This window comes from Variovorax sp. P4_B10, from assembly GCF_056402375.1.
In genome coordinates, this window is sequence record NZ_JBFUHN010000002.1 from 33,581 (window position 1) to 49,335 (window position 15,755).

Sequence of the window (15,755 nt, forward strand, 5' to 3'; positions counted from 1 at the left end):
TTCCGAGGTGGATGGCGAGTTCAGGCTGGCGAGTACGCGAGGCGAACATAGATCGGCGCGAAGGCTTCCGCCTGCGTGATGTCGATCAGGGTTTCCTTCGCGAGCTCGAGCATCGCGATGAAGGTGACGATCAGCACGGGCGCGCCGCGCGACACGTCGAAGAGTTTCTCGAATTCCACGAAGCGCTGGCCCTGCAGGTGGCGCAGCACGATGCTCATGTGCTCGCGCACGTTGAGTTCCTCGCGCGAGATCTTGTGGTGCTGCACGAGCTTGGCGCGCTTCATGATGTCGGCCCACGCATCGCGCAGGTCGATCACGTTCACGTCGGGAAAACGGGGCTTGAGCGACTGCTCGATGTAGACCTGCCCCTTCCAGAAGTCGCGGCCGTAGGTCGGCATGGCGCTGATGGCGGCGGCCTGCAGCTTGGTCTGCTCGTATTCGAGCAGGCGGCGCACGAGCTCGGCGCGCGGGTCTTCGGCCTCTTCGCCGTCGGCCACCTTCTTGGGCGGCAGCAGCATGCGCGACTTGATCTCGATCAGCATCGCGGCCATCAGCAAATACTCGGCCGCGAGTTCGAGGTTCGTCTGGCGGATTTCGTCGACGTAGCTCAGGTACTGCCGCGTCAGCCCCGCCATCGGGATGTCGAGGATGTTGAAGTTCTGCTTGCGGATCAGGTACAGCAGCAGGTCCAGCGGGCCTTCGAAGGCCTCGAGGAACACCTGCAACGCCTCGGGCGGGATGTACAGGTCCTTCGGCATCGCGAACAGCGGCTCGCCATAGAGCCTGGCGAGCGCGACCTGATCGACCACTTCGGGCATAGCCACCACGAGCGTGTCGTTGTCCTCGTCCCTGCTCATTGGTCGGACGCTATCATTTCAATAGCTGTCTGCGCAAAGCGGACGGGCGAAGGATGCCGAATTGGCACCATTTACTTGGCTTGGGTCTGGTAGACGTACGGCTGCATCGGCACGCGGGCTTCGCTGTACTCCTCGAGCAGGCTGCGGTCGAGGTGCTTGTCCCACAGCAGGGCACGGCCGGCGCGCTGTTCGGCTTCCAGCGTCGGCTTCTTTTCTTTCATCTCCTCGATGAAATTGGTGATCTCGGAGGTGTAGTGGGGGCGGCGGAAGATGGACATAGACTGGACCTTTGTAGAGCGAATTTTACCGGGGACGGCATGGGACATCGGCAACAGTGGCAGATTGGCGTGGCAACGGCGTTGCTGGCGGCGGTGATCGGGCTTTCGGGCTGCGATAACCAGCGCATCAGCGAGCTCGAGGAAGGCGTCTCGACCGAGACCGATGTGCGGGCCAGATTCGGCGAGCCCGAGAACGTCTGGGAGGCGCCGAACGGCGGCCGCGTGTTCGAGTACAACCGCCAGCCGCAGGGCCAGAAGAACTACATGATCACCATCGGCCGCGACGGCAAGATGAGCGCGCTGCGCCAGGTGCTCACGCCCGAGAATTTCGCCCGGGTGCAGCCCGGCATGATGATGGAAGACCTGCGCAAGCTGCTCGGCAAGCCCGCGAAGATCACGCCCTACGCGCTCAAGCGCGAAACCGAATGGGAGTGGCGCTGGGTCCAGCCGCCGAACTCGCCGATGGTGTTCACCGCCACGCTGAACGACGACCAGCGCATCGTGCGCAGCGGCTCCTCGCCCGACCGCGCCACCGAGGCGAACTGATCAGCCTTCCGCGGCGTGCGGCCTGCCGGTCGTCAGTTCCTCGGCAAACCCCGAACGCACGATCACCTCGAGCGGCTGCGGCTGCAGCGACTCCAGGCGCAACTGCCCGTCGCGCGCCAGCACCGCCTTGTGYAGCTGGCGCAGCGCATCGACGCCGGTGGCGTCGAGGTAGATCAGGTGCGTGGCGTCGAGCACCACCGTCATGCCGCGCGGCGCGCGTTCGGCCGCGTTCACCGCCTCGTCGAGCTTCGCGGCTGCGCCGAAGAACAGCGCCCCGTAGAGCCGGTAGGTGAGCACCGGCGGCTGCAGCGTCTCCAGCTCGACGCTGAAGAGCCCGTTCATGCGCCGGATGAACAGCGCGCAGGCCCCCACGATGCCCGCCTGCACCGCCACCGTCAGGTCGAACACCACGGTGAGGAAGAAGGTGCCCAGCATCAGCAGCCGGTAGTGCTGGCTGAAGTGTCGCAGCTGGGTGGGCGTGAACTCGCGCCACTCGCCCATGTTCAGGCCCACGAAGATCAGGATGCCCGCCAGCACCGCGAGCGGCACATGGCGCGCCAGCGGTGCCGCCAGCAGCACCACGGTCAGCAGCGTGAGCGCATGCACGATGCCCGCGATCGGCGAGCTGCCGCCCGAGCGGATGTTGGTCACGGTGCGCGCGATGGTGCCGGTGGCCGGCATGCCACCGAAGAAGGGCGTCACGATGTTGGCGATGCCTTGCGCCATCAGTTCCTGGTTCGGGTCGTGGCGCGGCTGGCCGCTGACCTGGTCCGCCACGCGTGCGCAGAGCAGCGACTCGATGGCGCCGAGCAGCGCAATGGTCAGCGTCGGCGTGACCAGCTGCTTGACCGTCTCCCAGGAAAAATCGGGCAAGGCGAAGGCCGGTGCGCCCTCGGGAATACCGCCGAAGCGCGTGCCGATGGTCTCCACCGGCAGCGCGAAGCCCCATGACACCAGCGTGAGCGTGACGAGCGCGACGATCGGCCCCGGCATGCGCGCGCTCACCCGCACCGCGCGCGTTTGCGCCACACGGCCCACCAGGCGCAGAAATGCATGGCCGACCTTCGATTCGTCGCGCAGCAGCAGCGGCCACACCAAGAGCCCGGCCAGGCAGGCCAGTCCGAGTGCGAAGGCATAGGGATTGAAGGTGCCGATCTGCAGCGCCATCGCGTGCAGCTGCGAGAACACGTCGGCCGGCATCTTCGCCACCGAGAGCCCGAGCAGATCCTTCAGCTGCGACAGCAGGATCAGCACCGCGATGCCGTTGGTGAAGCCGACCACGATCGACAACGGCACGAAACGCACCAGCCGCCCCAGCCCGAACAGCCCCGCCGCAAACAGCAGCACCCCGGCGCACGCCGTCGAGATCAGCAGATTCGCGACGCCATAGCGCTCGACGATGCCGTAGACGATCACGATGAAGGCGCCCGCCGGCCCGCCGATCTGCACCGCCGAGCCGCCCAGCAGCGAGATCAGCAAGCCCGCGATGATCGCCGTCCAGATGCCGGCCTCGGGCTTGAGCCCCGAGGCGATGGCGAAGGCCATCGCCAGCGGCAACGCCACGATGCCCACCGTGGCGCCCGCGCCCAGGTCCTTGAAGAAGCGCTCCCTGTTGTAGTCCGCCATCGCATCCAGCAGGCGGGGACGAAAGCGGGTGATGTTCAGCGGTGACTGCATGGGTGGCTCATTGTGGCCTGCGCGCCTCTTTGATTGGGCAATCGGACTGCATGCGTACTTTCGATCAACTTATCCGGAACAAGGGATCAAGATGCATTTTTCACACTAGTTGACATTTAGAAACCAACATTACCGAGGGCGCAATCGGCCCTGCCCGTGAGCGCGAAGCGCGCGGTCGAACTCGGGATGGCCGAGCGCGTGCTGCAGGCGGCGCCGGAGGAACTGGGCAACGAGGTGGTCCGGCTGGCCCTGCAACTGGCCGCCTCGCCGAAGTGGTCCGCCTTCGTGCGCAAGGAAAAGGCGCTGCACACGCCCGCGCACGTCGCGCAGCTGGGCCTGCCGCGCTGAGGCTCAGGGGCCTCTCCTTGCTTAATCGCTGTCGGGAATCACCGCATCGGCTGCCGCGCCCACGGCCTTGCCGGTGATGCGCGCGGTGCCGATGGCGGCATCCGCTGCCAGGCCCACCGCGCCGGCGCCCACGCTCACCGCCGTGCTTGCGACCGTCACCACGGCACAGCCGCCCAGTGCGGCAACGAGCGACAACAGCAGGAAGGCGCGCAGCAGCATGGCGTGATCCTCGATCAGCGAACCCGCATGCCGGGCGTGGCGCCCGGCCAGGGCTCGAGCACGTGAATGCCCGGGTTGGTTTTTTCGTCGGCGTGGCTGGCGGCCAGCACCATGCCTTCGCTGACGCCGAATTTCATCTTGCGCGGCGYCAGGTTAGCGACCAGCACCGTGAGCTTGCCCACGAGCTGCTCCGGCTGGTAGGCCGAGGCGATGCCGCTGAACACGTTGCGCAGAACAGGACTCCCCTGCGGGTCGGTGCCCTCACCGGCGTCGAGCGTCAGGCGMAGCAGCTTGGTCGAGCCCTCGACCTTCTCGCAAGCCACGATCTTCGCGATGCGCAGGTCGATCTTCGCGAAGTCGTCGATGGTGATGATGGGCGCGATGGCCTCGCCGCCCGGCAGCGCATCGGCCGCCGTTTCCGCGGCAGCGGCAGGCGCCGGTTCGGGTGCGTCGAACAGCTTCTCGACCGCCTTGGCATCCGCGCGCTGCATCAGGTGCTTGTACTCGCCGATGGCGTGGCCCACCGGCAGTGCCTGCGCGGCGTCGGCCCAGGCGAGCGGCGCGATCTTCAGGAAAGCCTCGACGTTGACGGCCAGCGCCGGCAGCACCGGCTTCAGGTACAGCGTGAGCAGGCGGAAGGCCTCGATGCACACCGTGCACACGTCGTGCAGCCGCGCTTCCTGGCCTTCCTTCTTGGCCAGCTCCCAGGGCTTGTTCTGGTCGACGTACTCGTTCACCTTGTCGGCCAAAGCCATCACCTCGCGCAGCGCACGGGCGTAGTCGCGGCCGTCGTAGAGCGAATGCAGCTGCGAAGCCGCGTCGCGCAGTGCGAACAGCAGCGCGTCGCCGTCGGCAGACACCTCGCCCAGCTGGCCGCCGAAGCGCTTGCCGATGAAGCCCGCCGCGCGGCTCGCGATGTTGATGTACTTGCCCACGAGGTCGCTGTTGACGCGCGCCACGAAGTCCTCGGGGTTGAAGTCGATGTCCTCGTTGCGGCCGTTGAGCTTGGCCGCGATGTAGTAGCGCAGCCACTCGGGGTCGAGCCCGACCGAGAGGTACTTGAGCGGGTCGATGCCGGTGCCGCGGCTCTTGCTCATCTTCTCGCCGCTCACCGTCAGGTGGCCGTGCACGTACACGGCATCGGGCGCCTTGCGGCCGCTGAAGTGCAGCATCGCGGGCCAGAACAGCGTGTGGAAGGTGATGATGTCCTTGCCGATGAAGTGCACCTGCTCCAGGTCGGGGTCGGCCATGTACTCGGTGTACGAGATGCCGTCGCCGCCCAGCTCGATGCAGCGCTTGTCGAGCAGGTTCTTGAGCGAGGCGAGGTAGCCCACGGGCGCGTCGAGCCACACATAGAAGTACTTGCCCGGCGCATCGGGGATCTCGATGCCGAAGTAGGGCGCGTCGCGGCTGATGTCCCAGTCGCCGAGGCCGCCCTTGCCTTCGTCGTCCTTGTAGAGCCACTCGCGGATCTTGTTCTGTACCTCGGATTGAACGTGGCCGGGGGCGGCGGTCCATTCCTTCAGGTAGGCCTCGCAGCGCGGGTCCGAGAGCTTGAAGAAGAAGTGCTCCGAGCTGCGCAGCTCGGGCTTGGCGCCCGAGAGCGCCGAGTAGGGGTTGATCAGCTCGGTGGGCGCGTACACGGCGCCGCACACCTCGCAGTTGTCGCCGTACTGGTCCTTCGAGTGGCAGTTGGGGCACTCGCCCTTGATGAAGCGGTCGGCCAGGAACATGCCCTTTTCGGGGTCGTAGAACTGCTCGACGCTCTTGGTGGCGATGAGGCCGTTGGCACGCAGGTCGCGGTAGATGTCCTGCGCGAGCTGGTGGTTCTCGGGCGCATCGGTCGAGTGCCAGTTGTCGAACGAGATGTAGTAGCCGTCGAGGTAGGGCTTCCGGCCAGCCGCGATCTCGGCCACGAAGGCCTGCGGCGTCACGCCGGCCTTGTCGGCCGCGATGGTGATGGCGGCGCCGTGGGCGTCGTCGGCGCAGACGAAGTTGACCTCGGCGCCATTCATTCGCTGGTTCCGCACCCAGATGTCGGCCTGGATGTATTCCATCATGTGGCCGATATGGAACTTGCCGTTGGCATACGGCAGGGCGGTGGTGACGAAGAGCTTGCGCGGGGCGGACATCGGGGAGGGCGCTTTCGGGGAGTGGCTGGCGGGAGAACCGGACATTTTAGGTGGCGGCGTCTCTCCGCGAGAATCCGGCGACGACAAGCCCCACGCCCTGAAGCCTCCTTGAACCACGCACGTCTCGAAATCGGTCTTCTCACTGTCCTCGAGTGGACCTCGCCGCTGCAGAACGTGAGGGAGGCCACGGACCTGGTGGCCGCCTCGATGGAACACGACACCGACCGCCTGCTGCTGGACGCCGGTGTCCTGCCGCCCGCATTCTTCGAGCTGCGCACGCGCTTCGCGGGCGAGTTTCTCCAGAAGCTGCAGACCTACCGGCTGCGAACCGCCATCGTGATGTCGCCGGATGCCGATCACGGCGAACGCTTCGGCGAATACCTGCAGGAAGCCAGGCGCGGGCACTTCTGCCGCTTTTTCACTTCGCGAGAAGACGCGCTGGGGTGGCTGGCCCGCGAATGACCTTTTTTGTGGCCCCGGGCATCCGGCCGGCAAAAGGGCGCGGCGTTATTCTTCTGCATTCGCGCCAGCCTGGCCGCGACACCTCTTCTACCTGACAAGGGCGCCTTTCCATGACCACCCCCATTCCCGCAACCCTCATCCCCGGCGATGGCATCGGCCCCGAGATCGTCGACGCCACGCTGGCTGCTTTCGATGCACTGAAGGCCCCCTTCGTCTGGGACCGCCAGATCGCCGGCCTCGGCGGCGTGGTGGCCGCGGGCGACCCGCTGCCGCAGGCCACGCTCGACAGCATCCGCCGCACCCGCCTCGCCCTCAAGGGGCCGCTCGAAACGCCTTCGGGCGGCGGCTACCGCTCGTCGAACGTGCGGCTGCGCGAGGAGTTCCAGCTCTACGCCAACCTGCGTCCGGCGCGCACCATCATTCCCGGCGGCCGCTTCGACAAGATCGACCTCGTGGTCGTGCGCGAAAACCTCGAAGGCCTCTACATCGGCCACGAGCACTACGTGCCCATCGACGGCGATCCGCACGCCGTGGCCATGGCCACCGGCATCAACACCCGCCAGGGCAGCCGCCGCCTGCTCGAATACGCCTTCGAGACCGCCGTGGCCACCGGCCGCAAGAAGGTCACGATCGTGCACAAGGCCAACATCATGAAGGCGCTCACGGGCATCTTCCTGGAGACCGGCCTCGACCTCTACGAGAAGAAGTACAAGGGCAAGTTCGAGCTCGACACGGTCATCATCGACGCCTGCGCGATGAAGCTGGTGCTCAACCCCTGGCAGTTCGACATGCTCGTGACGACCAACCTGTTCGGCGACATCCTGTCCGACCTCGTGGCCGGCCTGGTCGGCGGCCTGGGCATGGCGCCCGGCGCCAATATCGGCGCCGATGCCGCGATCTTCGAGGCGGTGCACGGCTCCGCGCCCGACATCGCCGGCAAGGGCATCGCCAACCCCACCGCGCTGCTGCTGGCCGCCGCGCTGATGCTCGACCACTGCAAGCTGCCCGAGCTGGCCACGCGCCTGCGCACGGCCATCGACCAGACGCTCAACATCGACAACGTGCGCACCGGCGACCTGGGCGGCACGGCGGGCACGGCCGCCTTCACGAAGGCGCTGGTCAGCCGCATCCACGGCGGTTGACCGGTGGGCGGGGCTGGCGGACGTTCCCCATGAGAAAGCTGCTGCTTCTGCTGGCCGTCCTCTTGTCCGGCTTGTTCGCGGGCTTTTCGTCAACTGCGGCAGAGCCGCGCTACACGGTGGTGAAGGTCGACCTTCGCACCGAAAGGCTCGAGCTGTTCCTGAACGACGACGCGGGCGTCGCGTTCAAGCGCTTCGACCGGTTGGAAGCCTGGCTGAAGGCGCGCAACAGGCAGCTCCTGTTCGCGGTGAACGCCGGCATGTACCACGAGGACTTCTCGCCGGTCGGCCTGTTCGTGCGGGACGGCCGCGAAGAGTCGCCGCTCAATCTCGCCGATGGCGTCGGCAACTTCTTCCGCAAGCCGAACGGCGTGTTCCTTGTCTCCGACGCCGGCCCGCGCGTGGTCGAGGCGTCGGAGTACCCGGCGTTGGCGAAGAGCGGCGTGCATCTGGCGACGCAATCCGGTCCGCTGCTGCTGCGCCATGGTGTCCTGCACCCGGCCCTCATTCCGAATTCGGACTCGCGCAAGATCCGCAACGGCGTGGGCGTGTCGGGCCACACGGCGATCTTCGTGCTGAGCGAGACGCCGGTGAACTTCTACGATTTCGCGCTCTACTTCCGCGACGTGCTGCACTGCCGCGATGCCCTGTACCTCGACGGCACGGTGTCGGCCCTGTATTCGAAGGCCTTGCGAAGAAACGACTTCGTGCGGGAGCTGGGGCCGATACTCGGTGTGGTGACGCCATGAACCCATTGGCTGCCCCTTGCGTTTTCATCATCGATCCCTGTTGAGCCATGTCCACACCGCTGCCCATCCTGTCCCTACTCGAAACCCGTGTGCTCGGCGTGCTGGCCGAAAAGCAGCGCACCGTGCCCGACAGCTATCCGCTCACGCTCAACTCGCTGGTGTCGGGCTGCAACCAGAAGACCAGCCGCAACCCGGTGCTCGAACTCACCGAGGCGCAGATCCAGTCCGCCATCGACAGCCTGAAGGGCTACAGCCTCGTCGCGGAAAGCAGCGGCGGGCGCGCCTTCCGCTACGAGCACAACATCGACCGCGTGCTGCGCATTCCCTCGCAGTCGGTCATCCTGCTCACCGTGCTGATGCTGCGCGGGCCGCAAACGGCCGGCGAACTGCGCATCGCCTGCGACCGCATGCACAACTTCGCGGACATCTCCTCGGTCGAGGGCTTTCTCGACGAACTCGCGGAGCGTTCGGCCGGTGCGCTGGTGGTGAAGCTGGCGCGCCTGCCCGGTGCGCGCGAAAGCCGTTGGGCGCATCTGCTGAGCGGCCAGCCGGCGGAAGAGGTCGCGGGTCCGGCCGGCGCGTCGGGCGACGGGGCGTATGCATCGCACGATGCGTCGCTCGGAGAAGTCGCGGCGCTCAAGGCCAATGTGGCGCGGCTCGAGGTCGAGCTGGCATCGTTGAAGGCGCTGGTGGGGCGCGTGTGTTCGGAGCTCGGGATTTCCGAGGCGGGTTGAAGCGAGGTGGAGGGGCGGAGGAGATGGTTTTGCGTTGCGCATGAACTGCGTTATCTTGCGCAGCACATGAAACCTCCGGTCTCACTCGTCCTCCTATGAAGTACGCCTGTCCACGTTGCCAGAAGCCGGGCATCAGCGGTCTCGCAAAGCGCTGGTCCAGCCGTGGTGCGCCTGTCGAATGCGAAGCCTGCGGCGGTCTTTTTCATGTGCTTGCAAGCGCTTCCAACGGCATCTGGGCGGCAGGGGTCCTGATCGTCCTGGTGTCGCTGATCGCCGCCATCGGCCTGCATTCCGCTTTGCTCTTCTTCTGCGGACTGGTGCTCGCCATCGCCTGCAACCTGTGGGCATGGAAGCGCGCCAAGCTGGTGCCGATCTCGAAAGAAAGCGCAGCGAACGCCAACAAGGCAGGCTGGGTCCTCACCGGCATCTACGCGCTCTTCGCGTTCCTCCTCCAATAGCCGTGCCCGATCGCGACGCGAACGCACAAGCCTTCATTGGCGACGGTTTTCTTCGCATCGACAACGCCTTCCCGCGCGAACTCGCGGACGAGGCCCGCACGATCCTCTGGCGCGACACCGGCTGCGATCCGGACGATTCGTCGACCTGGACGAAGCCGGTCGCCCGGCTGGGCATGTACGCACAGCCGCCTTTCGTCGGAGCCGCCAACACACCGGTCCTGCACAGCGCCTTCGATCTGCTTGTCGGTCCGGGCCGGTGGCATGCGTGCCGCAGCATGGGTACCTTCCCCGTGCGCTTTCCCTCGACCGAAGACCCGGGCGACGCCGGCTGGCACATCGATGTGAGCTTCGGGCTGGAGAACCCGGACTTCATGGCGTGGCGCGCGAACATCCGCTCGAAGGGCCGCGCGCTGCTGATGCTCTTCCTGTTCTCGGATGTGGGCGATGACGATGCGCCGACACGCATCCGCGCCGGCTCGCATGCCGACATCGCCCGCGTGCTGGCGCCGGCGGGCGAAGAGGGCCTGTCGCTAGGGGAACTGGCACGCAACGGTTTCGCCGAGTCCGCCGGGCGACCCGTGGTGCTGGCGACAGGCGCCGCGGGCACGGTGTACCTCTGCCATCCCTTCCTCGTGCACTCGGCCCAGCCGCACCGCGGCACGCGGCCGCGCTTCATGGCGCAGCCGCCGCTGCTGCCGGCGGCGTCCTTCGACGCGGACTCCCCCGTGAGCCCCGTTGAAGAGGCGATCCGCCAGGCGCTCAGCCCGCAGGCCGGACCGGCACATCCAGACTGACCTTCACCGGGTCCATCGTGACCAGCGTGCGAAAGCGCTTGACGTTGTTGCTCTGGAAGAAAAGCTGCCGGCTCAGCGCCGTGTACTGCGCCATGTCCTGCACGACGAAGATCAGGATGAAGTCCCACTCGCCCGTCACGTAGTAGCACTGCTGCACCTGCGGGCAATCCCTGAAGCTCTGCTTCATCGCATCGAGCAGGTCGATCCGCTCGCTCTCGGTTTCCACCTCGGCGACGATGGTCAGCGGATGGCCCAGCGCGGCGGGCGCCAGCACCGCGCCGTAGCGCTGGATCACGCCGTCGTCGAGCAGGCGCTTCAGCCGCCGGTTGACGGCCGCCGTCGACAGGTGGATCCGCTCGCCGAGGTCGCTTTGCGGCATGCGGCTGTTGGCCTGGATCAGTTCCAGCAGGCGAAGGTCGAGGGTGTCGAGAGGGGTCATGCGAGGCGGTTGACGCAAAAACGTTGCGTTGAGAGGCCGAATTTTGCGCGCCTGTACCGTCGCATTGTCAATAGCATCTCGCCATGAAATTCCCTGACGAGCCCTTGCGCGACCAGCTCACCGGCTGGCGCCGCCAGCTGCATGCGATGCCCGAGACCGGCTTCGAGGAGGCGAGGACCTCGGCCTTCGTCGTCAGCGTGCTCAAGGCGCTCGGCCTCGACGTGCACACCGGCATCGGCGGCACCGGGCTCGTCGCCAATCTGAAGGTCGGCAATGGCAAGGGCGTCATCGGCCTGCGTGCCGAGATGGATGCGCTGAACATCACCGAGGTGCCGACGGACCGTGCCCACGCCTCCGGCACACCGGGAAAGATGCACGCCTGCGGCCATGACGGCCACATGTCGATCGTCCTCGGCGCGGCCCGCCTGCTGCGCGAGCGCCAGGATTTCGACGGCACCGTGCGCTTCATCTTCCAGCCCGCCGAAGAGCACGGCCGCGGCGCCAGGGCGATGATGGACGACGGCCTGTTCGAGCGCTTTCCGGTCGACGAGATCTACGGCCTGCACAACATGCCCGGCATGCGCGCGGGAACCATCTCGACGCGCGTGGGCGGCCTCATGGCCAGCGAAGACAACTTCGTCATCCATGTGAAGGGCCGCGGCACGCATGCCGCGCGGCCGCACATGGGCATCGACCCGATCGTCATCGGCGCGCAGATCGTGCTGGCGCTGCAGACCGTCGTGTCGCGCACGCTCGACCCCGGCGCGCAGGCCGTGATCTCGTGCACCGAGTTCATCACCGACGGCATCCGCAACGCGATTCCGTCGAACGTGGTCATCAAGGGCGATACGCGCAGCTACGACCCCGCCGTGCAGAAGATGCTGGCCGCGCGCATGCGCGAGATCAGCGAGGGCATCTGCCGCATGCACGGCGCCGAATGCGATTTCAGCTACACGCACGAGTTCGCGCCCACCGTGAACTGGGCCCGGTGCGTGCCGACGGCGGTGGCGGCTGCGACGGCCGTCGTGGGGGCGGAGAACGTCGATGCCGACGTGGCGCCGATGATGATCTCGGAGGACTTCGGCGCCTTCCTGAAAGCCGTGCCGGGCGCTTTCGTGTTCCTCGGCAATGGCGCCGAAGGCGGGCCCGGTAGCACGCCACTGCACAACGGCAGCTATGACTTCAACGACGAAGTGCTGGCGATAGGCGCCCGCTATTTCGCGGAAATCGTCCGCCTTCGCCTTCCGGAAAACGACGACAAGAGAGACTGAGACATGCTGGTTTTTGCCAATTCACAGGCGCGCCGGTGCGGCTACGACGCGTCCTTGCGCAAGGTGATGAACATCGCGCGAGGCAGGGAGAGCCGGCAGTGGCTGGCGAGCTGGAGCCGGCTGGCGCCGCATCCGACGCCGGCGTGGTCGCTGCGCCTGCTTGCAAGGCAACTGGGCGTGGGCCAGGTGGTGGTCAAGGACGAGTCGAGGCGCTCGGCGCTGGGCAGTTTCAAGGTGCTCGGCGCGCCCGTGGCCTTGCTGCGGCTCGTCCTGCGGCGCTGGCCCGATCGCGGCTGGACGCCCGCCGATCTCTTCGCCGGCCACCACGCACGGGCGCTGCGCGACTTCGTCGTCATCAGCGCCACGGACGGCAACCACGGCCGGGCATTGGCCGCGGCCGCGCAGAGCATCGGCTGCCGCTGCGTCATCGTGCTGCATGCGCAGGTCAGCGCGGAACGCGAAGCGCCCATCGCCGCGCTCGGCGCCGAGGTGATCCGCATCACGGGGAACTACGACGAATCGGTCGAGGAGGCCGCGCGGCTGGCGAAGCTCAACGGCTGGGAGGTGGTCTCCGATACCTCCTACGACGGGTACGAGGAGATTCCGCGCGACGTCATGCAGGGCTACGGCATCCTCGCCGACGAACTGCTCGAGAACACGGCTGCCGATGCGCCGTGCCCGTTCACGCACGTCATCGTCCAGGGCGGCGTCGGCGGGTTGGCGGCGGGCGTGGCGAGCCACTTCTGGGAGCGTTACGGGGCCGCGCGGCCGACCTTCATCGTCGTCGAGCCCGAGCAGGCGGACTGCCTTTTGCAGAGCGCCCGCAGCGGCCGGCCCGACCGTGCCACGGGCACCGTCGATTCGGTGATGGCCGGCCTGGCCTGCGGCGAGACCTCGCCGCTCGCCTGGCGCTTCCTGCAGCCGGCCGTCGACCTGTTCATGACCGTCACCGATGCCCAGGCCGAGCGCGCGATGCGCACGCTCGCGACCGGCGAGGCCGGCGACGTGCCCGTGCTGAGCGGTGAATCCGGTGCGGCGGGCCTTGCAGCGCTGCAGGCGCTGACGGCGGACCCGGCAGCCCGTCGGACGGCAGGCCTCGGCGCCGACGCCCGCGTGCTGCTGTTCAGCACCGAGGGCGCAACCGCACCGGGCCTCTATCGATCGCTCACGGGCCGCTCCGGCGAAGAGGTCGTTGCCGCGCAGAGGGAATGGCTGGCTCGCGAAGGCATCGCCCCCGAGGCCCTCATGGCACGCATCGACCGGCATGCGGCCATCGGCGCGCTGGAGAACACCGGCGTGTGCCGCATCGCGCTGACGGACGCCGACCGGCAGGGCCGCGACCAACTTGTGCGCTGGATGAAGGAGCTGGGCCTCGCGGTTCGCGTCGACCGGATCGGCAACATCTTCGGCATCCGGCCCGGCACGACCGATGCGGCCCCGGTGATGACGGGCTCGCACATCGACACCGTCGCCACGGGCGGCCGCTACGACGGCAACTACGGCGTGATGGCCGGGCTCGAGGTGGTGCGCTGGCTCAACGAGCGCAAGCGCCAGACGCTGCGCCCGCTCGTGGTCGCGGCCTTCACGAACGAGGAGGGCGTGCGCTTCATGCCGGACATGCTGGGTTCGCTGGTGCACGCCGGCGGCCATCCGCTGCAGGCGGCCCTCGACACGGTCGGCACCGACGGCGCACGGCTCGGCGACGAGCTCGTGCGCATCGGCTACGCCGGAGACATGCCCTGCGGCGCCATCGTTCCGCATGCGTACGTCGAGCTCCATATCGAGCAGGGGCCGGTGCTGGAAGCCGAGGGCATCACCATCGGCGCGGTGCAAGACCTGCAGGGCATCTCGTGGCAGGAGATCCTGGTCACCGGCCAGTCGAACCATGCGGGCACCACGCCGATGCGCTTGCGCCATGACGCGGGCTACTGCGCCGCCGCCATCGCGGTGTTCGTGCGCGAGCTGGCGCAGCGCTACGGCGGCAGCCAGGTCGCGACGGTTGGTGTGATCGACCTGCACCCCAATCTCATCAACGTGATTGCGGCACGTGCCACGCTGACGGTCGACCTGCGCAACACCGACGAGCACACGCTGAAGCGCGCCGAAGCGGAACTGGCCGCCTGCCTTCTTCAGCTCGAACAGCAAGAGGGCGTCACCATCAAGACCCGGCCACTGGCCCGGTTCGGGCCCGTGGTGTTCGATGCCCGCCTGGTGCGCCAGATTGAAGCATCGGCCAACGCACGAGGGCTGACGCATCGCCGCATGACCTCCGGCGCCGGACACGACGCACAGATGATGGCCCGCATCTGCCCGGCCGCCATGATCTTCGTGCCGAGCGAGAAGGGCATCAGCCACAACCCGCGGGAGCACACCGCGCCGGCCGACCTGGTGCAGGGTGCGAACGTTCTTCTCGACGTGCTGCTTGCGCTGGCCGAGGCGCCGTAACAAAGCTCAGGCCGGCACCCACCCGAAGAAGCGCAGCACCTCGTCGCGCTGCTTCATCGCGTCGGCACGCCCGAGTGCCATCAGCTCGCGTGTGTAGGCCGAATCGAACAACAGGTAGCTCGCGAGCGCGCCGCCCTTCACGTCGGCCGCCACCTTCGAGCCGCCCAGCAGGTGCCGCACCGCGCCAGGCAGCGCATCGACGTGGCGTGCCGCGATCACGTCGAGGCGCTCGGAGGGCGAGATCACCAGCAGGTCGAGCGGGCGCAGCGAACTCGATGCGCGCGCTTCCTCGGGAATCAGCCCCAGCGTGTGGTTGATGCGGCGCAGCCGCTCGATGTCGACCGCCAGCGCATCGAGAAAGATGCTGGACAGCGCGTGGCCCGCGATCTGCGCCATCGTCGGATAGCCGCTGTAGGTGTTGGGCGCGGGGGTCTCGCGCGGTTCGTGCATGCGGCCCGCGCCGATCACCAGGATGCGCCGGGCGCCGAGGTGGATGGCCGCCGCGATGGGGGCCGACTGGCGCATCGAGCCGTCGCCGAAGTATTCGGTGTGGCCCTGCATCGGCAGCGCCGTGGCCGGGAACACGAAGGGAATGGCCGAGGACGCCAGCAGGTGCGCATGCGTGATGCGATCGCGCACCGAAAGGCGCTGCGAGCGCACCCAGGGCTCCATCGGCACCGCGGCTTCGAAGAAGGTGACGTGCTCGCCCGAGCTGTAGCTCGATGCGGTCACGGCCAGCGCCTGCACGTGGCCCTGCTGCATGAGCTGCGGCAGGCGGTCGAGCGGCACCAGGCGCTGGAGCAGATCGGCCAGCGGCGCATTGTCGAGCAGCGACCTGGGCTTGATGCGCATCCAGTTGGCGGCAACGCGGCCGAGCCCGAGCAGCATGCGCCAGCGCGCGCCGCTGCCGATCACCGAGAGCGAATCGGCGCGGTACACCTGCTCCGCGCGGAAGTTGCTCCACACCTGCGCGATGTGCGCCACCACGCCGTCGAAGTCGTCGGCGCCGCAGGCGAGCGCCGCTGCGTTGATGGCGCCGGCCGAGGTACCGGTGATGACGGGAAAGGGATTGCCGGTGCCGGCGGCCGGGCCCGCGCCGCGCCGGATCTCGGCAATGGCTTCGAGCACGCCGACCTGGTAGGCCGCCCGTGCGCCGCCCCCGGTGAGCAGAAGGCCGGTGGCGAGGCTTGTCTCTGGCATTTTCGGT

At 67.5% G+C, this 15,755-nt stretch carries 17 protein-coding genes and 1 pseudogene; 11 read left to right on the plus strand and 7 right to left on the minus strand.

The genetic code is table 11. From position 1 onward, the window contains the following. Positions 1-20: 20 nt before the first annotated feature. Both AC1DXX_RS01340 and AC1DXX_RS01345 read right to left on the minus strand, forming a co-directional pair. Positions 21-857, minus strand: a complete 837-nt coding sequence (locus AC1DXX_RS01340) for a segregation and condensation protein A (RefSeq protein WP_478132362.1) — start codon at positions 855-857, stop codon at positions 21-23. Positions 858-928: 71 nt separating this feature from the next. Continuing rightward, a complete protein-coding gene (locus AC1DXX_RS01345) occupies positions 929-1,135 on the minus strand; it encodes a DUF3460 family protein (protein ID WP_093058036.1) in 207 nt (68 codons plus the stop codon). Positions 1,136-1,174: 39 nt separating this feature from the next. Between AC1DXX_RS01345 and AC1DXX_RS01350 the strand changes: the two genes are divergently transcribed. Continuing rightward, complete coding sequence (locus AC1DXX_RS01350) at positions 1,175-1,681, plus strand: outer membrane protein assembly factor BamE (RefSeq protein WP_478132363.1); 507 nt, start codon at positions 1,175-1,177, stop codon at positions 1,679-1,681. Here AC1DXX_RS01350 and AC1DXX_RS01355 read toward each other — a convergent pair whose 3' ends face one another. After that, positions 1,682-3,358, minus strand: a complete 1,677-nt coding sequence (locus AC1DXX_RS01355; protein WP_478132364.1) for a SulP family inorganic anion transporter — start codon at positions 3,356-3,358, stop codon at positions 1,682-1,684. Between the two features lie 156 nt (positions 3,359-3,514). On the opposite strand from AC1DXX_RS01355, the gene AC1DXX_RS01360 reads away from it, so the two are divergent. Next, on the plus strand, positions 3,515-3,706 hold the full coding sequence (locus tag AC1DXX_RS01360) for a hypothetical protein (RefSeq protein WP_478132365.1): 192 nt from the start codon (positions 3,515-3,517) through the stop codon (positions 3,704-3,706). A 21-nt stretch (positions 3,707-3,727) separates the two neighbouring features. Here the strand turns inward: AC1DXX_RS01360 and AC1DXX_RS01365 are convergent, their stop codons facing one another. Together AC1DXX_RS01365 and metG are read right to left on the minus strand one after the other, a co-directional pair. Next, entirely contained in the window at positions 3,728-3,925 is a 198-nt protein-coding gene (locus AC1DXX_RS01365; protein WP_478132366.1) for a hypothetical protein, read from the minus strand. Positions 3,926-3,939: 14 nt separating this feature from the next. Continuing rightward, positions 3,940-6,057, minus strand: coding sequence for a methionine--tRNA ligase (gene metG / locus AC1DXX_RS01370; protein WP_478132367.1), 2,118 nt, complete (start codon positions 6,055-6,057; stop codon positions 3,940-3,942). 108 nt (positions 6,058-6,165) lie between these two features. Between metG and AC1DXX_RS01375 the strand changes: the two genes are divergently transcribed. The 6 genes from AC1DXX_RS01375 (at position 6,166) to AC1DXX_RS01400 (ending at position 10,393) form a co-directional block, all read left to right on the plus strand. Then, a complete protein-coding gene (locus tag AC1DXX_RS01375; protein ID WP_478132368.1) occupies positions 6,166-6,519 on the plus strand; it encodes a DUF4180 domain-containing protein in 354 nt (117 codons plus the stop codon). A gap of 110 nt (positions 6,520-6,629) precedes the next feature. Continuing rightward, positions 6,630-7,661 (plus strand): isocitrate/isopropylmalate dehydrogenase family protein, encoded by a 1,032-nt coding sequence (locus AC1DXX_RS01380; protein WP_478132369.1) that lies wholly within the window; start codon positions 6,630-6,632, stop codon positions 7,659-7,661. Between the two features lie 29 nt (positions 7,662-7,690). Then, on the plus strand, positions 7,691-8,407 hold the full coding sequence (locus AC1DXX_RS01385; protein WP_478132370.1) for a phosphodiester glycosidase family protein: 717 nt from the start codon (positions 7,691-7,693) through the stop codon (positions 8,405-8,407). Positions 8,408-8,454: 47 nt separating this feature from the next. Further along, positions 8,455-9,141 carry a YceH family protein gene (locus AC1DXX_RS01390; protein WP_478132371.1) on the plus strand — a complete coding sequence of 229 codons (687 nt, stop codon included), beginning with the start codon at positions 8,455-8,457 and terminating at the stop codon, positions 9,139-9,141. Positions 9,142-9,236: 95 nt separating this feature from the next. After that, positions 9,237-9,599: a hypothetical protein gene (locus tag AC1DXX_RS01395; protein ID WP_478132372.1), complete on the plus strand. Its 363-nt coding sequence runs from the start codon at positions 9,237-9,239 to the stop codon at positions 9,597-9,599. A gap of 2 nt (positions 9,600-9,601) precedes the next feature. Further along, positions 9,602-10,393 carry a phytanoyl-CoA dioxygenase family protein gene (locus AC1DXX_RS01400; RefSeq protein ID WP_478132373.1) on the plus strand — a complete coding sequence of 264 codons (792 nt, stop codon included), beginning with the start codon at positions 9,602-9,604 and terminating at the stop codon, positions 10,391-10,393. On the opposite strand, the gene AC1DXX_RS01405 is transcribed toward AC1DXX_RS01400, so the two are convergent. Further along, positions 10,359-10,832 carry an Lrp/AsnC family transcriptional regulator gene (locus tag AC1DXX_RS01405; RefSeq protein ID WP_478132374.1) on the minus strand — a complete coding sequence of 158 codons (474 nt, stop codon included), beginning with the start codon at positions 10,830-10,832 and terminating at the stop codon, positions 10,359-10,361. The genes AC1DXX_RS01400 and AC1DXX_RS01405 overlap by 35 nt on opposite strands. A gap of 83 nt (positions 10,833-10,915) precedes the next feature. On the opposite strand from AC1DXX_RS01405, the gene AC1DXX_RS01410 reads away from it, so the two are divergent. The 3 genes and pseudogenes from AC1DXX_RS01410 (at position 10,916) to AC1DXX_RS01420 (ending at position 14,548) form a co-directional block, all read left to right on the plus strand. After that, a complete protein-coding gene (locus tag AC1DXX_RS01410; RefSeq protein ID WP_478132375.1) occupies positions 10,916-12,103 on the plus strand; it encodes a M20 aminoacylase family protein in 1,188 nt (395 codons plus the stop codon). A 6-nt stretch (positions 12,104-12,109) separates the two neighbouring features. Beyond that, positions 12,110-13,306: pseudogene (locus tag AC1DXX_RS01415) on the plus strand (diaminopropionate ammonia-lyase); the annotation flags it as partial. A 42-nt stretch (positions 13,307-13,348) separates the two neighbouring features. Beyond that, positions 13,349-14,548 (plus strand): M20 family metallo-hydrolase, encoded by a 1,200-nt coding sequence (locus AC1DXX_RS01420; protein WP_478132548.1) that lies wholly within the window; start codon positions 13,349-13,351, stop codon positions 14,546-14,548. A gap of 6 nt (positions 14,549-14,554) precedes the next feature. Here the strand turns inward: AC1DXX_RS01420 and AC1DXX_RS01425 are convergent, their stop codons facing one another. Further along, positions 14,555-15,748 (minus strand): patatin-like phospholipase family protein, encoded by a 1,194-nt coding sequence (locus tag AC1DXX_RS01425; RefSeq protein WP_478132376.1) that lies wholly within the window; start codon positions 15,746-15,748, stop codon positions 14,555-14,557. Positions 15,749-15,755 lie beyond the last annotated feature (7 nt).

Excerpts from the sequence above, each read along its gene's own strand:
- AC1DXX_RS01410 (WP_478132375.1), top strand. The coding sequence starts at position 10,916 with ATGAAATTCCCTGACGAGCCCTTGCGCGACCAGCTCACCGGCTGGCGC.
- AC1DXX_RS01350 (WP_478132363.1), top strand. The coding sequence starts at position 1,175 with ATGGGACATCGGCAACAGTGGCAGATTGGCGTGGCAACGGCGTTGCTG.
- AC1DXX_RS01390 (WP_478132371.1), top strand. The coding sequence starts at position 8,455 with ATGTCCACACCGCTGCCCATCCTGTCCCTACTCGAAACCCGTGTGCTC.
- AC1DXX_RS01340 (WP_478132362.1), bottom strand. The coding sequence starts at position 857 with ATGAGCAGGGACGAGGACAACGACACGCTCGTGGTGGCTATGCCCGAA.
- AC1DXX_RS01345 (WP_093058036.1), bottom strand. The coding sequence starts at position 1,135 with ATGTCCATCTTCCGCCGCCCCCACTACACCTCCGAGATCACCAATTTC.
- AC1DXX_RS01380 (WP_478132369.1), top strand. The coding sequence starts at position 6,630 with ATGACCACCCCCATTCCCGCAACCCTCATCCCCGGCGATGGCATCGGC.
- AC1DXX_RS01365 (WP_478132366.1), bottom strand. The coding sequence starts at position 3,925 with ATGCTGCTGCGCGCCTTCCTGCTGTTGTCGCTCGTTGCCGCACTGGGC.
- AC1DXX_RS01395 (WP_478132372.1), top strand. The coding sequence starts at position 9,237 with ATGAAGTACGCCTGTCCACGTTGCCAGAAGCCGGGCATCAGCGGTCTC.
- AC1DXX_RS01405 (WP_478132374.1), bottom strand. The coding sequence starts at position 10,832 with ATGACCCCTCTCGACACCCTCGACCTTCGCCTGCTGGAACTGATCCAG.
- AC1DXX_RS01385 (WP_478132370.1), top strand. The coding sequence starts at position 7,691 with ATGAGAAAGCTGCTGCTTCTGCTGGCCGTCCTCTTGTCCGGCTTGTTC.
- AC1DXX_RS01420 (WP_478132548.1), top strand. The coding sequence starts at position 13,349 with ATGGCACGCATCGACCGGCATGCGGCCATCGGCGCGCTGGAGAACACC.
- AC1DXX_RS01425 (WP_478132376.1), bottom strand. The coding sequence starts at position 15,748 with ATGCCAGAGACAAGCCTCGCCACCGGCCTTCTGCTCACCGGGGGCGGC.